General features: G+C 71.4%; 16 protein-coding genes, 1 tRNA gene and 1 riboswitch. Of the genes, 1 reads left to right on the forward strand and 16 read right to left on the reverse strand.

Translation table 11 applies throughout. The features are described from left to right. Positions 1-98 precede the first annotated feature (98 nt). From ACFFBG_RS05365 to ACFFBG_RS05380, 4 genes are all read right to left on the reverse strand, one after another. A complete protein-coding gene (locus ACFFBG_RS05365; protein WP_375476416.1) occupies positions 99-1925 on the reverse strand; it encodes a response regulator in 1827 nt (608 codons plus the stop codon). Between the two features lie 111 nt (positions 1926-2036). Continuing rightward, positions 2037-2990 carry an LLM class F420-dependent oxidoreductase gene (locus ACFFBG_RS05370; protein WP_375476418.1) on the reverse strand — a complete coding sequence of 318 codons (954 nt, stop codon included), beginning with the start codon at positions 2988-2990 and terminating at the stop codon, positions 2037-2039. Positions 2991-3114: 124 nt separating this feature from the next. Continuing rightward, positions 3115-4671 (reverse strand): TROVE domain-containing protein, encoded by a 1557-nt coding sequence (locus ACFFBG_RS05375; RefSeq protein WP_375476420.1) that lies wholly within the window; start codon positions 4669-4671, stop codon positions 3115-3117. Between the two features lie 315 nt (positions 4672-4986). Further along, positions 4987-5048: transfer RNA gene (locus ACFFBG_RS05380), tRNA-Ser, on the reverse strand. A 326-nt stretch (positions 5049-5374) separates the two neighbouring features. On the opposite strand from ACFFBG_RS05380, the gene ACFFBG_RS05385 reads away from it, so the two are divergent. Beyond that, positions 5375-7888, forward strand: a complete 2514-nt coding sequence (locus ACFFBG_RS05385; RefSeq protein WP_375476422.1) for a DEAD/DEAH box helicase — start codon at positions 5375-5377, stop codon at positions 7886-7888. Between the two features lie 300 nt (positions 7889-8188). Here ACFFBG_RS05385 and ACFFBG_RS05390 read toward each other — a convergent pair whose 3' ends face one another. From ACFFBG_RS05390 to ACFFBG_RS05445, 12 genes are all read right to left on the reverse strand, one after another. Then, positions 8189-8986, reverse strand: a complete 798-nt coding sequence (locus tag ACFFBG_RS05390; protein WP_375476424.1) for a class I SAM-dependent methyltransferase — start codon at positions 8984-8986, stop codon at positions 8189-8191. After that, positions 8983-10650 (reverse strand): methyltransferase domain-containing protein, encoded by a 1668-nt coding sequence (locus ACFFBG_RS05395; RefSeq protein WP_375476426.1) that lies wholly within the window; start codon positions 10648-10650, stop codon positions 8983-8985. The genes ACFFBG_RS05390 and ACFFBG_RS05395 overlap by 4 nt, the downstream gene beginning before the upstream one ends. A gap of 10 nt (positions 10651-10660) precedes the next feature. Further along, complete coding sequence (locus ACFFBG_RS05400; RefSeq protein ID WP_375476428.1) at positions 10661-11212, reverse strand: NADPH-dependent FMN reductase; 552 nt, start codon at positions 11210-11212, stop codon at positions 10661-10663. Positions 11213-11261: 49 nt separating this feature from the next. Beyond that, the gene (locus tag ACFFBG_RS05405) at positions 11262-12392 is read right to left on the reverse strand and encodes an LLM class flavin-dependent oxidoreductase (RefSeq protein WP_375476430.1); all 1131 of its coding nucleotides are present in this window, start codon (positions 12390-12392) and stop codon (positions 11262-11264) included. Then, a complete protein-coding gene (locus ACFFBG_RS05410) occupies positions 12389-13498 on the reverse strand; it encodes an LLM class flavin-dependent oxidoreductase (RefSeq protein WP_375476432.1) in 1110 nt (369 codons plus the stop codon). The genes ACFFBG_RS05405 and ACFFBG_RS05410 overlap by 4 nt, the downstream gene beginning before the upstream one ends. Further along, positions 13495-14898: an NtaA/DmoA family FMN-dependent monooxygenase gene (locus ACFFBG_RS05415; protein ID WP_375476434.1), complete on the reverse strand. Its 1404-nt coding sequence runs from the start codon at positions 14896-14898 to the stop codon at positions 13495-13497. The genes ACFFBG_RS05410 and ACFFBG_RS05415 overlap by 4 nt, the downstream gene beginning before the upstream one ends. Before the next feature lie 284 nt (positions 14899-15182). Further along, a complete protein-coding gene (locus ACFFBG_RS05420) occupies positions 15183-16460 on the reverse strand; it encodes a hypothetical protein (protein ID WP_375476436.1) in 1278 nt (425 codons plus the stop codon). A 49-nt stretch (positions 16461-16509) separates the two neighbouring features. Further along, positions 16510-17814, reverse strand: a complete 1305-nt coding sequence (locus ACFFBG_RS05425) for a M20/M25/M40 family metallo-hydrolase (RefSeq protein WP_375476438.1) — start codon at positions 17812-17814, stop codon at positions 16510-16512. Between the two features lie 32 nt (positions 17815-17846). After that, positions 17847-18575: a GNAT family N-acetyltransferase gene (locus ACFFBG_RS05430; RefSeq protein ID WP_375476440.1), complete on the reverse strand. Its 729-nt coding sequence runs from the start codon at positions 18573-18575 to the stop codon at positions 17847-17849. A 57-nt stretch (positions 18576-18632) separates the two neighbouring features. Continuing rightward, a complete protein-coding gene (locus ACFFBG_RS05435) occupies positions 18633-20018 on the reverse strand; it encodes an aminotransferase class V-fold PLP-dependent enzyme (RefSeq protein ID WP_375476442.1) in 1386 nt (461 codons plus the stop codon). A 36-nt stretch (positions 20019-20054) separates the two neighbouring features. Further along, a riboswitch (SAM riboswitch) is annotated at positions 20055-20168 on the reverse strand. Positions 20169-20181: 13 nt separating this feature from the next. Then, positions 20182-21504, reverse strand: coding sequence for an LLM class flavin-dependent oxidoreductase (locus ACFFBG_RS05440; RefSeq protein WP_375476444.1), 1323 nt, complete (start codon positions 21502-21504; stop codon positions 20182-20184). Continuing rightward, positions 21498-22493, reverse strand: coding sequence for an LLM class flavin-dependent oxidoreductase (locus ACFFBG_RS05445; RefSeq protein ID WP_375476446.1), 996 nt, complete (start codon positions 22491-22493; stop codon positions 21498-21500). Before ACFFBG_RS05445 ends, ACFFBG_RS05440 begins: the two co-directional genes overlap by 7 nt. Between the last annotated feature and the right edge of the window lie 23 nt (positions 22494-22516).

The raw sequence follows: 22516 nt of genomic DNA on the forward strand, positions 1-22516 counted from the left end.
GGCCGGGCGGACGGCCAGCACACCCTCATCGTATTTCTGCGACGGTCGGGAGCTGTGCCGCACCAGCCGCCTGGTGTTCTCCAGACCCCGGTGATCCGTTAGAGCTCCTGGCCGGCGAGGACGTCGTCGATCACCGCGGCAAGGTCCATCGAGTGTCCCTTTTCGACATAGCGCGCAGCGCCGGCGGCGAGGACCTTGGCGGCCATCGTGTCGCTGTCGAACCCGGACAAGGCGATGACCTGGACGCCCTCGACGGCCTCGCGGATCAGGGGCAGCGCTTCCAGGCCGTCCATCCTCGGCATGGCCAGATCGAGCAGCACGACGTGCGGCTGCAGGTCGGTCGCTCGCTGCACCGCCTCGAGACCGTCGGCCGCCTCGCCCACGACCTCGAAGTCAGGCGACAGCTCGAGCTGCATACGGAGCAGCTCGCGGATGTCGGCGTAGTCGTCCACGATCAGCAGCCGACACGGACCGGCGCTGCGTCGATGCTCGCGCTTGGGCGGCGACAAGTCAGGCCTCGGCACAGGCGCGCCGTCGAGCGTCGACGCAGCCGTGCGCATCAGGTCGCCGGGCCGCAGTTCCTTCCCGCCGAGCGGGGCGAGCCAGTCGTTCATGATCTTTCGGGCGGCGGACAGCGTGCGTTCAAGGTAGCTGGCCGACCCCTCGACGTCGCCCTGGTCCATCGAGTACATCGCCGCGGTGAGTCCCTGCACGACGTTGTCGTTGATCTCGAGAGCCTGCCGCCTGCGAGCTTCGGCCTCGCGCAGCGTGGCCGCGAGCGCCTCGTTGGCCAGCCGTGGCGTCGCGTCACGCAGAAAGACCGCGACCAGGCCTTCGTCCTCGACCTGGCCGAACGCCGACGTCATGACGTCCAACTGCAGGTCCCGGCCGTCGAGACCCGTAGCGCTCGTGTGGTCGTCAGGCGTGGGCCACGCCAGCAGCTCGGTGATGTCGTGGCCGACCACGTCGCCGCCGAGCAGCCGGGCGGCCCGCGTGTTGGTCTGGACGACACGGCCGCGTGAGTCGACGACCAGGATCGCATCGGGCGCCGATTCGACCAGTCCGCGGAACCGGTCGGCGAGATGTTCGCGCGCGCGCTCGGCGGCCACCGAGTCGGTGATGTCGATGCACGTTCCCCGCATGCGCACCGGGGTCCCAGTCTCGTCCTGGATGACCTGGCCGTTCGAGGACAGGTACCGGACTTCGCCATCCGGACGGACGATGCGCTCGATCATCTGGTACGGCTCGCCGCTGGCATAAGCCTGCTGGTGGACGCCGGTGATCCGTTCACGGTCGTCCGGGTGGATGAACGACAGGAACCGTTCGTAGCTCGCGTTGAACGACTGCGGCTCGTGCCCGTAGATCCGGTACAACTGGTCGGACCACTGGTTGACGTCCGTTGCGATATGCCAGTCGTAGTCGCCCATGTTCGCCAGCTGCTGCGCACTGTTGACGCGCGTCGTGAGGTCGGCCAACTGCTCGGCGCTCACCAGCCGCGCCAGGCCGCCATCGATCAGGTCGAGCGCGGTGTCGACGTGGCGAGCGTCGGGACTCGGCGCTGTGGCCCACGTCAGCACTATCGCCTGACCATCGCCCGGAAGCCGGCGAAGAGCGACTGTCGTGACGCCCGACGCCGTCCAAGCCGGGGGCACGGTCGCCCAGGTCAGCGCCCCGCGCACAGCAGTCGGAAGTTGCTCGCCGACCCCGGTCGGGTCGAGCGCATATCCCGCTGCTGCGGCGGTGTCGTAGGCGTCTGCCTTGCGGCGCACGACCAACACGCTGTCGGCCCCGCATACCGATCGGAGGATCGGCAGCGCCGTCTCGAACAGGCTGTCCTCGGCCGTCGCGGTCGAACAGATCCGGGCCAGCTCGACAAGCTGGTCCGCCGCGGATACGTCCACGATGCCGCCCTTCGATGCAGCCACCCGGAGCGCTGGTGAAGGTCATCTTAGGTGCACAGCTCCCGCTCGCCCGAGCGACGAACTGCCTTGTCCGGACGAACGTGCGCCATCGGGCCTCGACGCCGTCCGGCCGGATCAGCTGGTGAACAGCGGCGCGAGGGTCTCGCCAAGCAACGCGACGCGTCCTTCGATGTGCCCGTTGGGCGGGGCGTTGACGGTGACGCCGTCGATCCCCGTGTCGCGCAGCCGCGCGAACTTTTCGGCCACCTCGTCAGGGCTGCCGACGATCGCCGTGTCACGTCGACTCGCGCCCTGTGGCTGGCGGACCAGGTAAGCCTCGAATTCGGCGACTGCCTCTTCGTGCGTCGGCGCGATGCACGCGCTCGTCTGGTACGAGACGGTGATCTCGGACCGGTCGCGACCAAGGTCGGCGCAGTGGCCGGCGAGCGCCTCGAACTTGCGCGGGATCTCCGGCACGCCGCAGATCAGGTTGGACTCGTCGGCGTACTGCGCGACCAGCCGCAGCGTCTTGCGCTCGCCGCCGCCGCCGATCAGCACCGGGATGCGGCCGAGCGGAGCGGGGTGGTTCATCGCGTCATGCACCTGATACCACTTGCCCGACAGCGTGACCTGCTCGCCGCGCAGCATCGGCAGAATGATCTGCAGCGCCTCTTCGAGCTTCTCGAAGCGGTCGGTGAACGTGCCGAACTCGAAGCCGAGCGAGTGGTGCTCGAGTTCGAACCAGCCCGCGCCGATGCCGAGCTGGGCGCGCCCGCCGGACACGTGGTCAAGCGCGGTGACGGTCTTCGCCAGCAGGGTCGGGTGTCGGTAGGTGTTGCCCGTGACGAGTGAGGAGAGACGGATCCGAGACGTGTGCTGGGCCAGGGCGGACAGCAGCGTGTAGCACTCGATCATCTCCTGATCGGGTGTGCCGAGTCCGGCCAACTGATAGAAGTGGTCCATCAGCAACACCGTGTCGAAGCCGGACTCCTCTGCCTCGACCGCCTGCTGGCACACCGTGGCGAACAGCCGTTCCGGGGCGACTCCGGGATAGGTGAAGTTCGGGATCTGGTAGCCGAGACGCGTCACACGCACAAGCTACGCCGGAGAAGCGATCACGGCCGTCGGTGATCAAAGCGCAGTGGCGGGCGGGCTGCTCGGCACGCAGGCGCTGAGTGGTCCCGGCCACGCCGATGGTGGCCGGGACCAGCGCTCAGAACGGCCAATGGCCGTCCCGCCCCGCCTCGAGCAGCGGGATCATCGCGAACCCCGCGTCGGTGAGCCCGCCGAAGACGTGCCGCAGCGCGCCGCCGGACGGCCCGTGCCCGTGCCGGTAACCGGCGAGGTTCCAGGTGTAGACCGGAACGTCCGCCGGCGCCGCCCCGGTCGGGTCCGAGCCACGCCCGAACCAGGCCTGCTCGTCGGTGACGATCACGACCCGGTTGTGCCCGCGGTAGTGCCGGCGCACCGCCTCGGCGGTGTTCGTGCCGCCGAGGTTGCCGAACCGGTCGAGCACGCGCAGCACCGCCTCGCCCGGGCGGAACCGCACCGGCGCGCTGCCGGTGCCGAACTCGACGAGGTCCGCCGCGGCCGCGCGCACCGCCAGAGCGGCGCCGAACATCGCGGCGGCGTCCGCCCCGGTCAGCTGCGAGCGCTGCGACATCGGGGCGAACATCGAGCCGGACCGGTCGACGAGCACCAGCGTGCGCCCCGCCAGACGAGGCACGTTCGCCAGCGACGCGGACAGCGCCCGCTCCAGCGCCGCCGCCCAGCGCAGCGACGGCGCCGCCCGGTACGCCGACAGGAATCGCATCGGCAGCTGACGCGACGCGGCCACTTCGGCCGGATCCGCCAACCGCGCCGCGACCTGCTCGGCGACGTGGTCCGGCACGCCGGCGTCATCGAAGTTGCGCAGGTTGCGCAGCAGCGCCAGGTAGCCCATCGACGGGATCACCGCCTGCCACGCGGACGCGTCCAGCGGACCCTGCAGCCACCCGGCGAGCGATTCCCACGTCATGCCGGCCGCGGCCAGCCGATTCGGCTCGGCCAGCACCGCCCGCCGATCCGGCACCGGCAGCGCCATGAGCTCGGCGCGCGCCGAGACCATCGCCAGCTCTGCCGGCGCCCCCTCAACCCGACCGTGCCGACGGTCGAGGGCGTGCCGGAACAGCGCGCCCTGCCACGCCGCGACGGGGCTCGGGTGCGTCAGCTCGAGCACGTCGGCGAACCGCACCGACCGCTGCGGGGAGTCCCACTTCAGCAGCGACCGCTCGGTGTAGAGCCGCACCGCGGCGTCCGCGACACCGCGCTTGACCGGCTTCGGCACCGCCCGCCCCTTCGTCGCGAGCCAGTAGGCGAGCAGCTCACCGGGCTCGTCGGCGCGTTGCAGCGCCGAGGCGATCACCGCGCGGTTGCCGCCGGCGACACCAGCCGCCAGTCGCGCGGCGACGTACTCGACCGCCGCGACCAGCGACGCCGAACGCAGGTTCGCGCCGACGCGCAGCCAGCCGATCAGCCGAGCCGTCCACTCCGGCTCGGCCACCGCCAGCTCGCGCACCAGCGATGCGAATCGCGCGTCCCGATCCGCGGCGTTCTCATAGAACGCGTCCTCGCCGACCATGTTGGCGACCGCGAGCAGGAAGAGCTCGCTCTTCGCGTCGCGGGCGTACCCCGCTGCACCCTCGTACGTGCGCCCAGAAGCAGACGCCTCGGCGCGGATCGGGCTCCGCGCGCTAACGCGGGCCAGCCCCGTTCGGTTGAACTTGCTCATTGCTCCTCCTCTCGTTTCGGTTGACGTGCCGACCCCTGCCGCCCAAGAACCCTGCCGCCCGAGAACCACGGCGGCGACGGGGTTGCGGACTCGAACCGCTGGATCCCGAAGTAGCCGTCGCCTGCGCACCGGGCGGCGGGCAAGTCGAGGGGCCTGCCGAGGACTGGTGACGACGACGGCCTGAATTCAGTTGCGATGAAGTAGCCGTCGCCTGCGCACCGGCAGGACGTGTTGTGGTGGCGGGTGGGCCGAGATCAAAGTCGGCGAAAGGCACCGGGTGCGCTCTGCCAGCTGAGCTACGTCACGAACTTGCGTCCGCGACGGCCGGACTCGAACCGGCGACCTCATCCATCAGAAGGAAGTAACTCTCGCCTGCGCACCGGCCCACCACAATGGTGACCACTCGCCGGACTGAGCCGCAGGCTGCGCCTACGCTCTGGACCGCCCGAAGCCGAGCCCGGATTTAAGTCGTTGCAACTCGGCTTCGACGTCGAGCAGCGACCCGCGCGTGCAGCAATGCTGCCCGGCTCGTTGTCTGCTGCCCATGCTGCTCACCGTCCGGCTCATTCGACGATCACTGCTGTGACCGGAAGCGAACGGTACGCGGGCAGCGCAGTCGAGGCGATCCATTTATCGCCGCAGCCGAAGACAGCCGCCTCGCGACATCGTCCTCTCGCGAGGCGGTACGGCACAGTGGTCAGCGATGACCACTCTCGCGAATGCCTGGGCGGGAGCGTCGCCCGACGCCGACACGCTGTACTCGTCCTTCTCTCACTGGGTCGACGAGCAGGGCATCACGCTGTACCCGGCGCAGGACGAGGCGATCCTCGAGCTGGTCACCGGCACGAACGTCGTCCTCGCCACGCCGACCGGCTCCGGCAAATCCCTCGTCGCGATCGCCGCGCATTACTTCGCGACGGCGGCAGGCGTCCGCTCGGTCTACACGGCGCCGATCAAGGCGCTGGTCAGTGAGAAGTTCTTCGCCCTGTGCGCGATCTTCGGCGCGGACAACGTCGGCATGGTCACCGGCGACACGTCGGTCAACGGCGACGCGCCGATCCTGTGCTGCACCGCGGAGATCCTGGCGAACATCGCGCTGCGCACCGGCGCCGCGAGCGATCTCGGCGTCGTGGTCATGGACGAGTTCCACTTCTACGCCGACCCCGACCGGGGCTGGGCCTGGCAGGTGCCGCTGCTCGAACTGACAGGTGCGCAGTTCCTGCTGATGTCAGCGACGCTCGGCGACACCCGAGAGCTCGCCGCCGACCTCGCGCATCGCACCGGCCGGCCGACCGTCACCGTCGCCAGCGCGGAACGCCCGGTGCCGCTGCACTACTACTACACGCTCACCCCGCTGCACGAGACGATCACCGACTTGCTCGCCGGCGGCCAGGCGCCGATATACGTCGTCCATTTCACCCAAGCGGCGGCGCTCGAGCACGCGCAGTCGCTCACCAGCGTCAACGTCGCGTCGCGCGCCGAACGCGACGTCATCGCCGAGGCGATCGGCGCGTTCCGCTTTACCGCCGGCTTCGGCACGGTGCTGTCCCGGCTGGTGCGGCACGGCATCGGCGTGCACCACGCCGGCATGCTGCCGAAGTACCGGCGGCTCGTCGAACAGCTCGCGCAGGCCGGACTGCTGAAGGTCATCTGCGGCACCGACACCCTCGGCGTGGGCATCAACGTACCTATACGTACGGTTGTGTTCGCCGCGCTGAGCAAGTACGACGGCATGCGGCAGCGGCAATTGCAGGCGCGCGAGTTCCACCAGATCGCCGGACGCGCCGGCCGCGCCGGCTTCGACACGGCTGGGACGGTCGTCGTGCAGGCGCCGGACCACGAGGTCGAGAACGCCCGACTGCTGGCCCGGGCCGGCGACGACGAGAAGAAGAAGCGCCGCATCGTCCGCAAGAAGCCGCCCGAGGGTTTCGTGTCCTGGGGTCGGAACACCCTCGACCGGTTGCAGACTGCCGCGCCCGAGGCGCTGGTGCCGCAGTTCGCGTTGACGCCGGCGATGGTGCTCAACGTGATCGCCCGCCCCGGCGACGCGTTCACGGCGATGCGGAATCTGATCCTCAACAACCACAGCACGTTCGCCGCCAAGCGCGCGCAGGCTCGCGCCGCGATACGGGCCTATCGGGCGCTGCTCGCCGCCGGCGTGATCGAACGGCTCGACGTCCCCGACGCGACTGGGCGCGTGGTTCGGCTCACCGCCGACCTGCCGTTGAACTTCGCGCTGAACCAGCCGCTGTCGACGTTCGCGCTCGCCGCGCTCGACCTGCTCGACCGCGAATCTAACGCCTATGCGCTTGACGTCGTGTCGGTCTTCGAGGCGACCCTCGAGGACCCGCGGCAGATCCTGCGGGCGCAGCAGTTCCAGGCGCGGGGCGAGGCGGTCGCCGCGATGAAGGCCGACGGCGTCGAGTACGACGAGCGGATGGAGCTGCTCGACGACGTCACGCATCCGCGGCCGCTGGCCGACCTGCTCGGCGCCGCGTTCGCGATCTACCGGCAGAGCCATCCGTGGCTCTCGGAGGATCAGCTCGCCGCGAAGTCGGTCGTGCGCGACATGTGGGAGCGGGCGATGACGTTCACCGAGTACGTGTCGTTCTATGGTCTGGTCCGCAGCGAGGGGCTGGTGCTGCGCTACCTGTCCGACGCATACCGCGCGCTGCGGGCCTCCGTCCCCGACGCCGCCCGCACCGAGGCGCTCGACGACATCACCGAGTGGCTCGGCGCGCTCGTGCGGCAGGTCGACTCGAGCCTGCTGGACGAGTGGGAACAACTCACCGCCGGCGGCTCGACCGACGGCGTCGACTCCGCGACGAGCGTCGCGGCGCCGGCGTCGCTGACCGAGAACGTCCGCACGTTCACCGTGCTCGTCCGCAACTCGATGTTCCGGCGAGTGGAGCTCGCGGCCCTGCGCCGCTACGGCGACCTCGGCGACCTCGACGCGGCCGCCGGCTGGACCGCGGACCGCTGGCGGGAGGCGATCGAGGCCTACGACGCCGAGTACGACCGGCTGCCCGCCGACGCCGACGCACGCAACCCGGCGCTGCTGCATGTCGAGCGCACGCCGACCGAATGGCTGGTCCGGCAGGTCTTCGACGATCCCGAGCGCGACCACGACTGGGGCATCAGCGCGAGCATCGACCTCGCCGCCAGTGACGAGGCCGGCGAACCGGTCGTCGCCGTCACCGCCGTCGGCCCGCTGTAGTCGATTCGCGCGGGCGCCACGGCCAGACCTGACGCCGCGTGTCATTTTCGTGGCCTGGGCCCGCTGGTTGAGCAAGAAACCGCTGAAGTAGTCGGTGAGCGAGTCGACCACGGACGAGGTTCGCAGGCTGAGCTCCGCGACCGTCTCGCCGAGCTCGCGCGCACCCCGCTCGTCGAACGCATCGACGGCATCCTTTATCTCCAGCAGCGAGTCGTGGACGAGGCTGCCCATCTCGCGTTTCGGCCGCGCTCCGACCGTTGGGCACGGGTGGCGCAATCCTTCGGCGACGGCCTGACAAGCTCAGCGGCGGGCGATCACCCGGTAGAGGACGGGGTCTTCCGTGCCGTACGGCGACAGCCCGCTGCCTTCGTGTTCGAACAGGACGGTGAAGCCGTAGTCCGCCGCCAACGTCCGGCCGAACTCCGGGCCGTCCTGATACCGGCGGTAGTGCTGGTCGTAGGTCTTGGGACGGGTCTGGTCGGCGGTCGTCCGAAACTCCGCGGCGAAGTGGTCGCCGGGGCGGGCCAGCGCGGCGATCGCGGACATCAGCGTCGCCTGGACGGCCGCCGGGATCGAGTGCAGGAAGAAGCGCGCGTAGAACAACGCGGGCTCGTCCGGTCTCAGCGCCTCGGCCAGCACCGAACGCAGCTGGTCCGGGTCGCCGACGTCGCACTGGCGGAAGGCGACCGCGTCGCCCAGGCCCACCGTGGCGGCGTGCCGACTGGCGTGCGCGATGCCGACGTGCGACCGGTCGACGCCGACGACGGTGCGCCCGTCGCGGCCGAAGGCGAAGCTGTCCCGCCCGTCGCCGCAGCCCAGGTCGATCACGCGGCGGGGCAGGTCCGCGCGTTCGGACACCGCGGCCTGGAAGCTCGAACCGGGGGCGCGCGAATGGTGGGCGTAGTAGTTGGCCCAGTAGATCTCCTCCACCAGGCCGCTCGGCAGCTCGTCGAGCCCGTCGGCAGACAGCCGCACTCCGGCGCCGGCGGTCGTGGCGTCCGCGGCGCGGACTGACACGACGCCGTCCGAGACGCGCACGTCGAAGCCGCTGTTGATCAGCGCGAACGCGGTGTCGCGCAACTGCTCGGCGGCGCTCACGGGGCCACCGCCTCTGCCGCGCGGCGGGCGATGACCTGATGGGTTGCCTTCGAAGCGGGGAAGTCGGTGCTCTCGGCACGCAGCACGGTGAAGCCGCGCGCCGTCAACTCCCGCTCCAGCTCGGCGCCGTCGACAGGTCGGCGGTGCCGCAGGGGCGATTTTTCCGGCGCCGTCGTGCGCGAGGCGAACGCGATCATGTCGGCATCCGCGGCGAGGTCGAAGAGGGTGTCGAGCAGCGCGGCAGCGGTGTCGTCGTGCAGCGAGTCCAGCAGCTGCCGGCCGTAGAACAGCACCGCTTCGCCGCCGCCCCGGGCGGCCGTGATTTCGGCGCGCAGCGCGGCGGTGTCGTCGAAGTCCAGCACGCGAAAGCGAACCCCGCCGGCGCCAGGACGCGATTCGGCGCGCCGGATCGCGGTCGCCGCGGCATCGAGCCCGACGACGGCATGACCGGCCGCCGCGAACGCAACGCTGTCCCGACCGTCTCCGCAGCCGAGATCCAGCACCACGCGGGGCAGGCCCGGCTCCTGCAGGCACCACCGCGCGAACGGAGAGGTCTGCCCGAGCTCGGCACGGGCGTGCAGATCCGCCCAGTTGACCGCCGTGTTGAGCTTGGCGGGCACCCGAGCCGACGGCTCGCGCTTGGTGCGGTCGCGGGCCCAGCTGAACCCGGGGTCGGGGGTGCGCCAGCCGGGACCGTACATCGCCGCGACCATCACCTCGGGCTCGCTCGGCACCAGCGCCCGCGCCCCCGCGAAGTCGATCTCATGAGCTCCCGTCCAGTGCTCGCGCCGGTAGTCGGTGATCCCGGCGACGCCCCACGAGAAGCGCAGCACGCCCTCGTCGTCGAAGAACGTGTGGAACAGGTCGATGTGCGCGCCGTCGGCGGCCAGATCGTAGATGTGCAGGGTGACGACCCTGCACTCGACGCGGAATCCGCGCTCGACGAGCGCCAGGCCGATCTCGGCGAGCTCGCGGCCGGCGTCCGCGCCGGCGGGATGCTTGGAGATGTAGCCGGCGTCCAGATCCGTGTCGTGGCCGATGAAGCCGCCGTCGCGCACGGCGCCGAGCAGCGAGCCGTAGATGAGGAACGCGTCGTAGCCGGCGATGTCGTGCAGCGCCTCGCGCACCCGCGAGTACAGGCCGAGCACCCCCTGCTGCCACTCGACGTCGAGGTGCTTCGGCTTCTGCAGGATGCCGTCGGAGCTGAAGATCTCGCCCCGGGCGAGCCGACGGCGCAACTGCCAGGTGGGCAGGCGGCCGTGCTGGGCCGGCCGGTGGACCGTGCCGTCGCCGGCGAACGGCAGCGCCGCGCCGTCGTATCGCACGGTCAGCCGATCGGTGCGGCGGGCGAAGCGCAGCAGCGGCCTGATCTTGAACCGGAACTCGTGCGTTCCCGGTTCCCCGGTCGTCGGGATGAGCGGCAACCGAACGATCTCGGTGCTGTTCAGGTACACCGCGACCTCGCCCGCCGGCGCGCCCGGAGGCACCGTCACCGTGCCGACAAGCCGCGCGCCGTCGACGACCTCGGCGACGCCGAGCGGACTGGCCGGCAGCGGACGGCGCAAGGGGTCGAGGAGCCGCGACGTGGCGGTGGACGCGTCCCGCTGGGCACGCCTCACCACCCGCTGGGCGACCCGCACCACCCGCTGGGCGACCCTCACCACCGCGGGGCCATCATCTCCGACTGAGGTGCGACGTCAAAGTCGCACCTGCCAGGTCCCCAGCGGCGAGCAGGGCGGGCGGCAGCTGGGCGCGGGCCAGCTCCAGCCACGCGTCCAGCGCCGCGGAGTCGGCCCAGTCCGTCTCGGCCTCCGCGTCGAGCAGGAACAGCCCGCGGGTGGGGCTGCTGGCCCCGAGTTCGGCGAGCACCGGCTTGAGGAACGCCTCGGGCGCGAGCGAGTGGCGCCAATCGCCGCCCAACATCAGCGCGACGGCGGTGACCCGCGACAGCGAACCAGCCGCGAACCGGTCCAGGAACAGCTTCAACAAGCCGGTGTAGGTGGCCTTGTAGGTGGGGCTGGCGACGACCAGCAAGTCCACCGCCTGGACGTCGGCCACCGCCTGCGCCACGACGGGGTCTTTCCAGTCGAGCAGCGCGGGGCCGAAGTCGGCCAGGTCGATCGCGAGGTCGGGCGGGCTGCCGGTCAGCCGCTCGGCCACGCGCTCGGCGGCGCGGAAGGTCCGCGACAGCGGCTTCGGGTTGCCAACCAGGATCGCGACGGTCATGCCGTGCATCTTGCTCCGTGGCTTCCGGAGTGCTGCGGCGAGGTCGCGGTCATCGTCGAGCCCACTCGTCCGCCAGCAGCTGATAGGAGCGCACCCGGTCGGCGTGGTCATGCGTGATGGTGGTCACGAGCAGCTCGTCGGCTTCGGTGGCGTCGCGGAGTCGTTCGAGGTGATCGGCGACCTGGCGCGGGGAGCCGACGAATTGGGTCTCGACCCGGTCGGCCACGAGCGCCCGGTCGGCGTCGCTCCACACGTGCCGCCGGGCTTCGTCCGGCGTGGGGAACTGGATCGCGCCCGCGGCGCTGCGGATGCTGCGCACCCACAGCCCGTACCCGGTGGCCAACTCGCGCGCGGCCGCCTCGGTCTCGGCGACCACGACGTCGGCGGAGACGCTCAGGTGCGGGCGGTCCAGATCGGTCGAGGGCCGAAAGGCGGCGCGATAGCCCTGCGCGGCCTCGAGGACGGTCGCCGGGCTGACGTGATAGTTCGCCGCGAACCGGAGGCCGTTCTCGCCGGCGACCTCGGCGCTTTCGCCGCCGCTGCTGCCCAAGATCCAGATCTGCAGCTGCGCGCCCTCACCCGGCACGACATGCGCCTGCTCGCCGTCGGCCGAGCGGTACTCGCCGGCGATCAACGCGAGGACGTCGGCGACCTGCTCGGTGTAGTCCTGCGATTCGGCGCCGGGCAGCTGCAGCAACGTCTTCTGCATCGCGAATCGCGGCGACTTCAGCAGATGCGCGACGGAGAACCGCGGCGGGATGCGCAGCCCGTTCGCCGTCCGGCCGTCCACGACCGCGGACCCGCCGCCCACCAGCGCGGGCTCCTTCGGCTCCTTCGGCCGGCCGCCGGAGCGGCCCAGCCCGAGATCGAACCGGCCCGGGTGCATCGCGTCGAGCAGCCCGAACTCCTCCACCGTCGACAGCGCGGTGCGGTGGCCCATCTGCACCGCGCCGGAGCCGAGGCGGATCGTCGAAGTGGCGGCTGCGGTGAGCGCCAGCACCACCGCGGGCGAGGTGCCCGCGACGCCGGGATTGAGGTGGTGCTCGGCGAACCAGTAGCGGGCGTAGCCCAGCCGCTCGGTCTGCTGGGCGAGGTCGATGCTGTTGCGCAGCGCCTGCGACGCGCTCGAGCCCGACGAGATCGGGACCAGGTCCAGCACCGCCAACGGAGTACGACTCATGATCGGCTGTCCTTCTCGGTGGAGCTCGACACGGCGGCGTCGTCGTCGGCCAGCGGCGCCGGCCCCCACGCCCACGGCGGGTCGGGAATGTCGCGGCGCAACGTCGGGGCGATGTCGGACTGGAACAGCTCCAGACTGGCCCGGTGCTGGGCGGCCGACAGGCCGCTGGCGTCAGCGTGCAGATGCAGCACCGAATGGCCGAACTGCTCGTGGTAACGGTGCACCTTCTCGATCACCTGAGCGGGGCTGCCGATCAACGCCGAGCTGCGCTCCACGAAGTCCTCCAGGGTGGGGAAAACCGGTTCCAGGCCGAGCCGTCGCTGGAAGGCCAGGTGGCCGTCGAACACCGGCCGGTAGGCGTTGACGGCGTCCTGGGAGTTGCGCTCGGCGTAGTAACCGGCCGAGCCCGCGCCGACAACAGCCAGAGCCGGGTCGTGCCCGTAGTGGGCCCAACGTTCGCGGTAGTGACGGATCAGCTCGGCGTACGGCTCGATCGGGTTGGTGACGTTGGCCGAGAACAACGGGTCGCCGTAGCGGGCGGCGAGATCGACGGACTCCTTGCTGGTCGCCGAGCCGTGCCAGACCCGGATCGGACGCTGGTACGGCTGCGGCCACACCTCGGCGTCGAGCAGCGGCGGCCGGAACTTGGTGTCGTAGCTGATCTTGTTGTCGTTCCACAACTCCCGGAACACCTCATAGGACTCGGCGTTGCGGTCCCACTGATCGTCGGGGGTGACGTTGAACAACTCCCGCTGGGCGGTGCCGTTGCCCTTGCCGATGATCAGCTCGAGCCGGCCGCCGGCCAGATGGTCGAGCGTCGCATAGTCCTCGAAGGCGCGGACCGGGTCCAGCAGGCTCAACGTGGTGACGGCCGTGAACAGGCGGATCCGCGAGGTGAGCGCGGCGATGTGGCTGAGCACGACCGTCGGCGAGGAGGAGATGAACGGCCGCTCGTGCCGCTCGCCCACCCCGAACCCGTCGAAGCCCAGCTCCTCCGACAGCGTCGCGTTGTCGAGCACCTCCCGGAACCGCTCGTGGGTGGACTTCTGCCGGCCGGTCACCGGGTCCGGGGCGTGCACGATCAGCGTGATGGTCAGGAACCTCATGACGCCACCCGCACGCCCGTGGCGTCGGTCGCGGTGGAGTGCGCCGCGGGCGCCGGCAGCGGGTCGAGGCCCAGATGCTCACGCAAGGTCGAGCCCGCGTAGTCGGCGCGGAACACGCCTCGTTCCTGCAGGAGCGGCACGACCTGGTCGACGAACGGGGCCAGCCCGTCCGGGGTGATGTGCGGGACGAGGATGAAGCCGTCGCTGGCATCCTCCTGCACCAGGTGGTTGATCGACTCGGCCACCGTGGCTGGCGCGCCGATGAAGGACTGGCGGCCGGTGACCTGAGCGACCACCTCACGGGCCGAGAGACCTCCGGCCTCGGCCTTCGCCCGCCATTCGTTTGCCAACGCGACGGGGTCCTTGGCGAACATCCGGGCGCTCGCCCGGCCCTGAGAGATCAGCGTGTCGCTCACCACCGGGTCGAAGCCGGGCAGCGGCCCGTCGACGTCGAAGTCGGTCAGTTCGGTGTTCCAGAGCTGTTCGAGCAACTTGGTCGCCGTCTGCGGCGACACCTGTGCCAGGCGCACCTCGCGGGCCAGCTCGACGGCGTCCTCGTCGGTGTCGCCGAGCACGAAAGTGGCGGCCGGCAGGACGAGCAGCTGGTCCCGGGAGCGGCCGAACTTCGCCAGCCGGCCCTTGACGTCGGCGTAGAAGGCCTGACCCTCTACCAGGGTGGAATGCCGGGCGAAGATCGCGTCGGCGCTGGCGGCGGCGAAGTCGCGGCCTTCGTCGGAGTCGCCCGCCTGGAAGATGACCGGCCGGCCCTGCGGGCTGCGCGGGACGTTGAAGCTGCCGGCGATGTCGAAGAACGCGTCGTGGTGCTCGAACGACCCAGGTCGCGGGTCGGCGAGGAACTGCCCGGTGTCCTTGTCGGCGACGATCTCATCGCCGCGCCACGAGTCGAACAGCTCCCAGGTCGTGCGCAGGAACGTCCGGGCCCGCTCGTAGCGGTCGGCCTGGGCGAGGTAGCCGCCGCGGCGGAAGTTCTCGCCGGTGAACGCGTCCCAGCTCGTCACGACGTTCCAGGCGGCCCGTCCGGCAGACAGGTGATCGAGCGAGGCGAACTGGCGCGCCACCTCGTACGGCTCGTTGAACGTCGAGTTGATGGTGCCGGTCAGGCCGAGCTTGTCGGTGACGGCGGCCAGCGCGGCGAGCACCGTGAACGTGTCCGGCCGGCCGACCACGTCGAGGTCGTAGATCAGCCCGTTCTGCTCGCGCAGCCGCAGCCCCTCGGCCAGGAACAGGAAGTCGAACTTGCCGCGTTCGGCGGTCTGCGCGAAGCGCCGGAACGACTCGAACTCGATGTGGCTGCCCGCGGCCGGATCGCTCCACACGGTGGTGTTGTTGACGCCGGGAAAGTGCGCGGCGAGGTGGATCTGCTTGATCGGCTTGCTCATCGGTGATCGTCCTTAGTCCGGGCCGTGGGTCAGGCGGCGAGCTGGTACGGCGCCGAGGCCTGGAGCGTAGCCACGACCGGCGGCCGCCGCGGCGGCCGCGGCGTGATCGACGGGCCTTTCACCCAGCCTCGAGGGCCACGGACCCGTGGACGCGGCTCGAGGTTTCCGGCACGGCAGACATCGCTGTCGCTGACGCTCATAACTGGCCGAAGTTTAGCTTGCAATCTCATATCCTGTCCATGTCTATAGGCGCGGTCGACAAGCGCGGACCTCCGGTGCGCAGCTCAGTGCCACGTCGCCTGATGGTCGCGGTGCGTGGCGAGGTAGGCGCCGGGCGCGAAGTGGCGGTCGTAGAAGTCGGTGTCGATGTGCTGGGCTTGCAGGTAGTTGAGGATTTGGACGGTCGGCACGGTGCCGGGCAGCTTGCCGAAGGTGTCGTCGATGTAGCGGACCTGCTCGGTGAGCAGGCGACGGAAGCGCTCGTCGTAGGGGGCGGCCGAGCCGCGCACCCGCGGGGTGTCCTGCCACGGGCCGGACGTCGCGGGGTCGAACGGGCCGCCAGGGCCGAACTTGCGTTGGGCGAACTTCTCCACCGCGTCCGCGGCGTCGCGCACGTGCGGCCGCGACAAGGTCTCGAAGACGCCGGGCAGACCGGTGGGGTTCGGCAGCGGCCAGCGGTCGTCGGTCTGCACGTGGAAGCCCAGGCCGGGCACGTCTGCGTCACCAGAGGCGCCGAGGATCGACAGCCGGTCGATGCCGTCGAAGGTCCACCCGCCGAGACCGAGCGCGCCGAGCAGCAGGTGCCCGTTGTAGACACCGGTGATCAGCTCGGCGCTGGCTTCGGCCAGCGTGTACTGCTCGACGAAGGACAGCGGGAACGGCTCGCCGGCGTGCCGCAACGACGAGTCGTCGGCACCCGGAACCGGACGGTCGTTGACGTCGTCGTGGATGCCGTAGCCGTTCTGCAGGAAGAACGCCAGGTTGGCGATCAGGTGCTGGGCGAGGTCGGCGACCGGGATGACCAGCAGCGACCCGGGATGGTTCGCGATCCAGGTGTTGTGGCCCTCGAGGTACGGCTCCTCGCGCGGCAGCCAGATCCGGTCGTCCGAGAGCTTGCGGTAGCGGGAGACGGTGGCGCTCAGCCACGCGTCGATGTCGTCGGCCGCGCCGTCGTCGGGAGTCGCGTCGCGGCTGGACAGGAAGTAGGTGCCCGAGTCGTCGGTGAAGAAGAAGTCGGTGGTGTGAAACCCGGCGGCCGACGGGAAGGTCCGCCCGGCGGCCGTGCCCGGGTAGTTCGGCAGCGCCGGCGCGTAACCGGGGTGGTGGGAGATGCCGAAATGCCAGCCCGTCACGCCGGTCACGGTGGCCAGCACGAGCGCGCGCTCCAGTTCGCTGAGCGGCTGCGCCGGCTTGCTGCTGGTGTAGGCGAGCTCGCCGGTCGAGATGCGGCCGCCGACCGGGAAGCGCCGCGACCGGCGGCCGGTGATGGCCCCCAGAAGCGGGAAGCGCACCAGCTCCTCGATGGCCGCGCGCTCCTGATCGGTGATCGGCAGGCTGCTCATGCGCCCGCCTCCCGGTCTGTCGTCATCGTGACCTCCTCGTCGGCGACCATCAGCAGTCGAGAAGCAACCGGAATAACACCCGGACGCCGAACTCGAGAGCGGCCACGGGCACGCGTTCGTCGACGCCGTGGAACAGGGCGGTGAAATCCAGCTCGGGGGTCAGCCGCAGCGGGGCGAACCCGAAGTTGCGGATGCCCAGCCGGGCGAACGACTTCGCATCCGTGCCGGCCGAAAGCATGTAGGGCAGCAGTCGCGCGCCCGGGTCCTCGGCGGCGATCGCGGCCGTCATGGCATCGACCAGCGCGCCGTCGAAGGTGGTCTGCACCGGCGGCAGGCTGTCCCAGTCCATCTCGACGTCCGGCCCGAGGATCCGCGCGAGGTCGGCCTCGAACTGGGCCTCGCGGCCGGGCAGCATCCGCCCGTCGACACTGGCGGTGGCGGTGGACGGGACGACGTTCGCCTTGTAGCCGGCCTGAAACATGGTGACGTTCGCGGTGTCCCGCAGGGTCGCGCCGATCATGCGGGAGAGATTGCCGAGGCGGGCGACGGCCTCCTCGGGTCGGCGCTCGTCGAAGGGCACGCCGGTCAGCTCGCCGACGCCGTGCAGGAACTCGCGCACCGGAGCGCTGAGCACGAGCGGGAACTCGTGCTGTTCGAGGCGGGCGATCGCGAGCGCGAGCTTGGCGACCGGGTTGTCGGTGTGCAGCATCGAGCCGTGCCCGGCGGTGCCCTGCACCTTCAGCCGCAGCCACATGACGCCCTTCTCGGCCGTCTCGACCAGGTAGGCGCGCACGCCGTCGGCGAGCGTGACCGAGAAGCCGCCGACCTCGCTGATCGCCTCGGTGGCCCCGTCGAACAGTTCCGGGCGGTGGTCGACGAGCCAGCGGGCGCCGAGGAAGCCGCCGGCCTCCTCGTCCGAGACGAAGGCGAAGATGAGATCTCGAGCCGGGGTGATGCCGGCTCGCTTGAACGCTCGCGCCACGGCCAGCGTCATGGCGACCATGTGCTTCATGTCGACCGCGCCGCGGCCCCACACGTAGCCGTCGCGCACCTCGCCGGAGAACGGGTGCACCGTCCAGTCCGCGGCGTCGGCCGGGACGACATCGAGGTGACCGTGCACCAGCAGGGCGCCTCGTGCGGGGTCGGCGCCGGGCAGCCGGGCGACGACGTTGCCGCGGCCGGGCGCGCCCGACTCGACGTAGGACACCTCGTAACCGACGTCGGCGAGCTGCTCGGCGACGTACTCGGCGGCGACGCGCTCGCGGCCGGGCGCCTGTCGATCACCGGTGTTGGTCGTGTCGATGGCGATCAGCGCGCTGGCCAGGGCCACGACCTCGGCCACGGCTTTGTCCACGGCTCCGTCCACCGGCGTCCGTCCCGGCGACGTCATTCGGGCACCCGGGTGGCCGCGAAGGTGACCCGGCGGCGCAGTCTGAAGCCGAGCGACTCGTAGAGCCGGATCGCGTTCGTGTTGCTGGCGGCCGCGTGCATGAAGGGGGTCTCGCCGCGGGCCCGAATGCCGAGCGCGACGGCGAGCACGAGCCGGGTGGCCAGTCCGCGCCCGCGGTGCGCGACGTCGGTGCAGACGGCGCTGATCTCGGTCCAGCCAGGCGGGTGCAGGCGTTCGCCGGCCATCGCCACCAGCTCGCCGTGGTCGCGGATGCCGAGATAGGCGCCGAGCTCGATGGTGCGCGGATGGAAGGGGCCCGGCCTGGTGCGTTCGACCAGCGCGAGCATCTCGGGCACGTCGGCGGCGGTGAGGCGCACCGCCTCAGGGTCCGGGGCGACGGCCACCCCGTCGTCGACGAGTTGGACGCCGGGCAGGTCGAGCACGGTCTCCCACCCGGCCGGCGCCGGCGCCGTGACGCCCGCCAACGGCACGAGGCCGCCGGGGCCGGTCAGGGCGGCGATGTCGGCCCAGTCCTGCTCGGTGGGCGCCGCCGGCAAGGCGACGAACGGCGAGACGTCGGCCGGGTAGCGCAGCACGTTCCCGCGGCGCTCCGCCAGGTGCGCGTGCGGGCCGGTGAGCGCGGCGTACGCGGGGTTGTCCAGCGGGTGTGACGCCGACGACGCCGAGCTGCCGCCTCGTTCTTCGGTGTCGGATCCAGTCGTCATCGATCCTCGCTCAGCTCGACATCCGTCATCGGCCCGTTCAGCACTTGTCCATCTTGCCTACAGAGCTTGTGACAAGTGGCACGGCCCTGCCGTCGGCAGCGCCTCGGCGGCGGCCCACGCCGGCAGCGGACGAGGATCGGGCGTCGGCAGGTAGTCGCCCTCACGCGAGGCGTAGCTCCAGCGCGGCCCGGTCCGCCGCAGTGCCGTCAGCGCCGCGGTCAGCCGGTCGACGTCCTCGCGCCGGCTGCCCAGGCCGAGGCTCGCGCGCACCGCGGCGCCGGCCGGGTGCAGCCGGTCCAGCAGCGGGTGGGCGCAGAATCGGCCGTCGCGCACGCCGATGCCGTGCTCGGCCGACAGGTACTGGGCCACGAGTTCGGCTGGCACGTCGTCGACCACGAAGGTGACCACGCCGATGCGCTCCGCCTCGGGCCAGAGTCGCAGCGGCCGGACCCCGTCGACGCCCGCGAGCCCCTCGTCGAGGCGCGCGAGCAGCGCGCTTTCGTGGTCGGCCACGGCCTGCTCGGGCAGCTCGGCCACGGCGCGGCAGGCGGCGGCCAGCGCGACCGCGCCCACCACGTTGGGGGTCCCGGCCTCGTGCCGGGCCGGGCAGTCGGCCCAACTGGTCGCGTCCAGCCGCACCCGGCGCACCGCTCCCCCGCCGGCGAGGTACGGCGGCGCGACGTCGAGCCAGTCGCGCCGGCCCACGAGCACGCCGGCGCCGAACGGCGCGTAGAGCTTGTGGCCGGAGAACGCGAGATAGTCGATGCCGGTGGCGGCCACGTCGACCCGCCGATGCGGCACGAGCTGGGCCCCGTCGACCGCGATGCGGGCGCCGTGCCGATGGGCCACCTCGGCCAGTCGACGCAGCGGCAGGCACTCGCCGGTGACATTGGACGCGCCGGTGACGGCGAGCAGCGCGGCCGGTTCGCGGGCGAGCTCATCCTCGACGGCGGCGACGATGTCGGCCAGCTCGGACCGGGCGCTGACGATCCGGCCGCCGCGCGCCCGCCAGGGCAGCAGGTTGGCGTGGTGCTCGATGTCCAGATGGACCACCGGCCCCGGCGCGGCGGTCGCCAACAGGTTGAGCGCGTCGGTGGTGTTGCGAGTGACGATCACGACGTCGTCGGCACGCGCCCCGACGAAACGGGCGATCTCGGCCCGCGCGGCCTCGTAGGCGGCGGTGCTCACCGCGGACGCGTAGCCGGCCCCGCGGTGCACGCTGGAGTAGAGCGGCAGCAGCGCGCTGACCCGGTCGGCGACCGAGCGCAGCGCGGGCGCGCTCGCCGCGTAGTCGAGATTGACGTACCGCGCGTGGCCGCCGGTGACCAGCGGCGCCTGCAGATCGGCGCCGACGACGTCAGCGAGCGGACTCACGCCGACATCGGCGAGCGGGCTGGCGCCGACGTCGGTTCGCGGGTCGGCGGCGATGGAGAGAACGGTCATGACGGCTCCGGCGTGCTCGGGGACCCGAGCGACGCGGGTCCGCGCTTGCCCTGCCCGGATTCGGGTGGGCCGCGTCTTCACCCGGGGCACCCCACCGCGGAGGAGGGTTGCCGGCCAGCAAACCGGGGCTTGACGCTGGCGCTCGTGACGCGGCACGAGAATATCAGGCCGGCACGGCTCGATCGGTGCGATACGCCACCGGCGGACGCAGTCCCAGGTTCTGCCGCAGGGTGGCGCCGGGGTACTCATCCGGGTAGACGCCCCGCTCCTGCAGCGCCGGGACGAGCCGGTCGACGACCTCGTCGAACCCGGTCGGCACCGAGTTGGGCACCAGGTTCAGCCCGTCGATCGCGCCGGCGCGGACGTAATGGGCGAGTTCGTCGGCGACCGACGCCGGCGTGCCGACGAACTCGATGCCGCGGTTGAGGTGAGCCACCAGCTGCCGGATCGTGAACCCGCGCTCGGCGCTGAGCGTGCGCCACGCCGCCGCCGTGCGCAGCGGTTGATCACGGCTGTTCACCACGCCGTGCGTCTTGGTCTGCTCCGGGTCGACCGGGTCGAGGTCGGGCAACGGCCCGTCGACGTCGTACGCCGACAGGTCGCAGCCCCAGACGCTCTCGAGCACGGCGAGGACGCGCCGCGGCGTCCAGACGCGGCGGCCGAACCAGGCGGCCCTCTCCTCCGCCTCCGCCGCCGTGTCGCCGAGCGTGATCCGGGCGGCCGGGATGATTCGGATGTCATCGCGCGGCCGCCCGGCCGCCTCGACCCGGTCAGCGATGTCGTCGGCGAATGCCAGCGCGGCGTCGAAGTCGAGGTAGCGGGAGAAGATCGCCTCGGCGTGCCGCGCGGCGAAATCGCGCCCCTCGCCCGACTCGCCGGCCTGGAACAGCACGGGCTGGCCCTGCGCGCTGCGCCCGACCGACGGCCGCGCCCGCACGTCGTAGAACTCGCCGTGCGCGTCGACCGTTTCCTGCTCCCACAGGCGCTGCGCGATGCGCAGGTGCTCGAGCGCGTGCCGGTAACGCTGCGAGTGATCCAGGTACGCGCCGCGCCGGAAGTTCTCACCGGTCCACGCGTTGTCGGTGGTGACCACGTTCCAGCCGACCCGCCCGCGGCTCAACGCCTCGACGGTGGCGATGCGACGGGCCAGGTCCACCGGATCGCTGTAGGTGGTGTTCAGGGTCGCGACGAACCCGATGCGTTCGGTGACCGCCGCCAGATGGGCGAACAGCACGAGCTGATCGGGACGGCCGGTGACCGCGGTGTCGGTGATCTTGCCGAGATGTTCGCGCAACCGCTGGCTGTCGCCGAGGAAGATCGCGGTGAACAGTCCGCGCTCGGCCGCCTGCGCGAGCCGCACGAAGCCGTCGAACTCGTAGTAGGCCTCGGGCCGGTCCATGTCGTCCCACACGTAGTTCGGGCCGAACGGGAAGAAGCCGTTCAGGTGCAGCTGGGCATCGGGCCGGCGGTAGTCGATGGTCACCACCGGGCCTCCTCGCGCGGCTCGGCGAGATCGCGGTCGGTGGCGTAGCGGTTCGCGGGACGGGACAGGCCGAGCTGGTCGCGCAGCGTCTGTCCGGCTCGAGGCGGTGCGAGCAGCCCGTCGTCGACCAGCGCCGGGATGAGGGCGCCGAGATCGCGCAGCAGCTCGGTTGCCGCGTCGCGCTCGTCGCCCGGGTGCAGCAGAACCCCGTCGACGTGCCTGCTCGATCGACGCAGCAGCACGAGCAGGTCGGCGCCGGGAGCGGTGCGGATCTCGGCGAACACCCGGTGCGCGCCGGCGGTTCGCGCCTGATTGGCGGCGGTGGCCAGGTCGGCGGGGGTCGTGGCGTCGACGGGCGTGGTTGCGTCGACGAGGGTGACGTCGGCGCCGGTGAGCGTGTCGGCTGCGCGGGCCAGGACGACGACCTGGCCCTGCACCGGGCGCGGCATCAGGGCGGGCCCTCGGACGGCGAAGAACTCGTTGCGCACGTCCACGTAGTGCAGCCGGTCGCTGTCGAGGAATCGCCCGCTGGCGGAGTCGGCGATCAGCGCGCCGTCTTCCCAGGAGTCCCAGAGGCGGCGAGCGGCGTCGACGACGGCGTCGGCCTCGCGCACCGCCTGGTCGGCGGCGGGCGGCGACGCCGAGTAGGCGGCGGCCCGGGCCGGCGAGGCGTCCACCGTCACCACCCAGCCGGCGCGGCCGGAGCTGCCCCAGTCGAGGCTGGCGAACCGGTTCGACAGGTGGTACGGCTCGGCGTGCGTGGCGCTGGCGGTGGCGAGCAGGCCGATCTCGCGCGTGCGGGCGCTCGCGTACGACGCGGCCTCGATCGGGTCGAGCAGGACGGGCGTCGTCGAAACGCCGGGCGCGCCGAGGGGGTCGTCGAAGAGCACGAAGTTGAGCCCGCTGCGTTCGGCGGCCTGCACGTGAGCGGTGATCGCATCCGGGTCGGCGGCGGGCAGCGCCACCCCGAGCAGCAGTCGTGATCCGTCCATGTCTTCCTAGTTTGCCTGTAGGT

The organism is uncultured Jatrophihabitans sp. (genome assembly GCF_964251945.1).
Taxonomy (GTDB): domain Bacteria; phylum Actinomycetota; class Actinomycetes; order Mycobacteriales; family Jatrophihabitantaceae; genus Jatrophihabitans.

Excerpts from the sequence above, each read along its gene's own strand:
- ACFFBG_RS05385 (WP_375476422.1), top strand. The coding sequence starts at position 5,375 with ATGACCACTCTCGCGAATGCCTGGGCGGGAGCGTCGCCCGACGCCGAC.
- ACFFBG_RS05375 (WP_375476420.1), bottom strand. The coding sequence starts at position 4,671 with ATGAGCAAGTTCAACCGAACGGGGCTGGCCCGCGTTAGCGCGCGGAGC.
- ACFFBG_RS05435 (WP_375476442.1), bottom strand. The coding sequence starts at position 20,018 with ATGACCGTTCTCTCCATCGCCGCCGACCCGCGAACCGACGTCGGCGCC.
- ACFFBG_RS05410 (WP_375476432.1), bottom strand. The coding sequence starts at position 13,498 with ATGAGGTTCCTGACCATCACGCTGATCGTGCACGCCCCGGACCCGGTG.
- ACFFBG_RS05415 (WP_375476434.1), bottom strand. The coding sequence starts at position 14,898 with ATGAGCAAGCCGATCAAGCAGATCCACCTCGCCGCGCACTTTCCCGGC.
- ACFFBG_RS05445 (WP_375476446.1), bottom strand. The coding sequence starts at position 22,493 with ATGGACGGATCACGACTGCTGCTCGGGGTGGCGCTGCCCGCCGCCGAC.
- ACFFBG_RS05430 (WP_375476440.1), bottom strand. The coding sequence starts at position 18,575 with ATGACGACTGGATCCGACACCGAAGAACGAGGCGGCAGCTCGGCGTCG.
- ACFFBG_RS05400 (WP_375476428.1), bottom strand. The coding sequence starts at position 11,212 with ATGACCGTCGCGATCCTGGTTGGCAACCCGAAGCCGCTGTCGCGGACC.
- ACFFBG_RS05420 (WP_375476436.1), bottom strand. The coding sequence starts at position 16,460 with ATGAGCAGCCTGCCGATCACCGATCAGGAGCGCGCGGCCATCGAGGAG.
- ACFFBG_RS05405 (WP_375476430.1), bottom strand. The coding sequence starts at position 12,392 with ATGAGTCGTACTCCGTTGGCGGTGCTGGACCTGGTCCCGATCTCGTCG.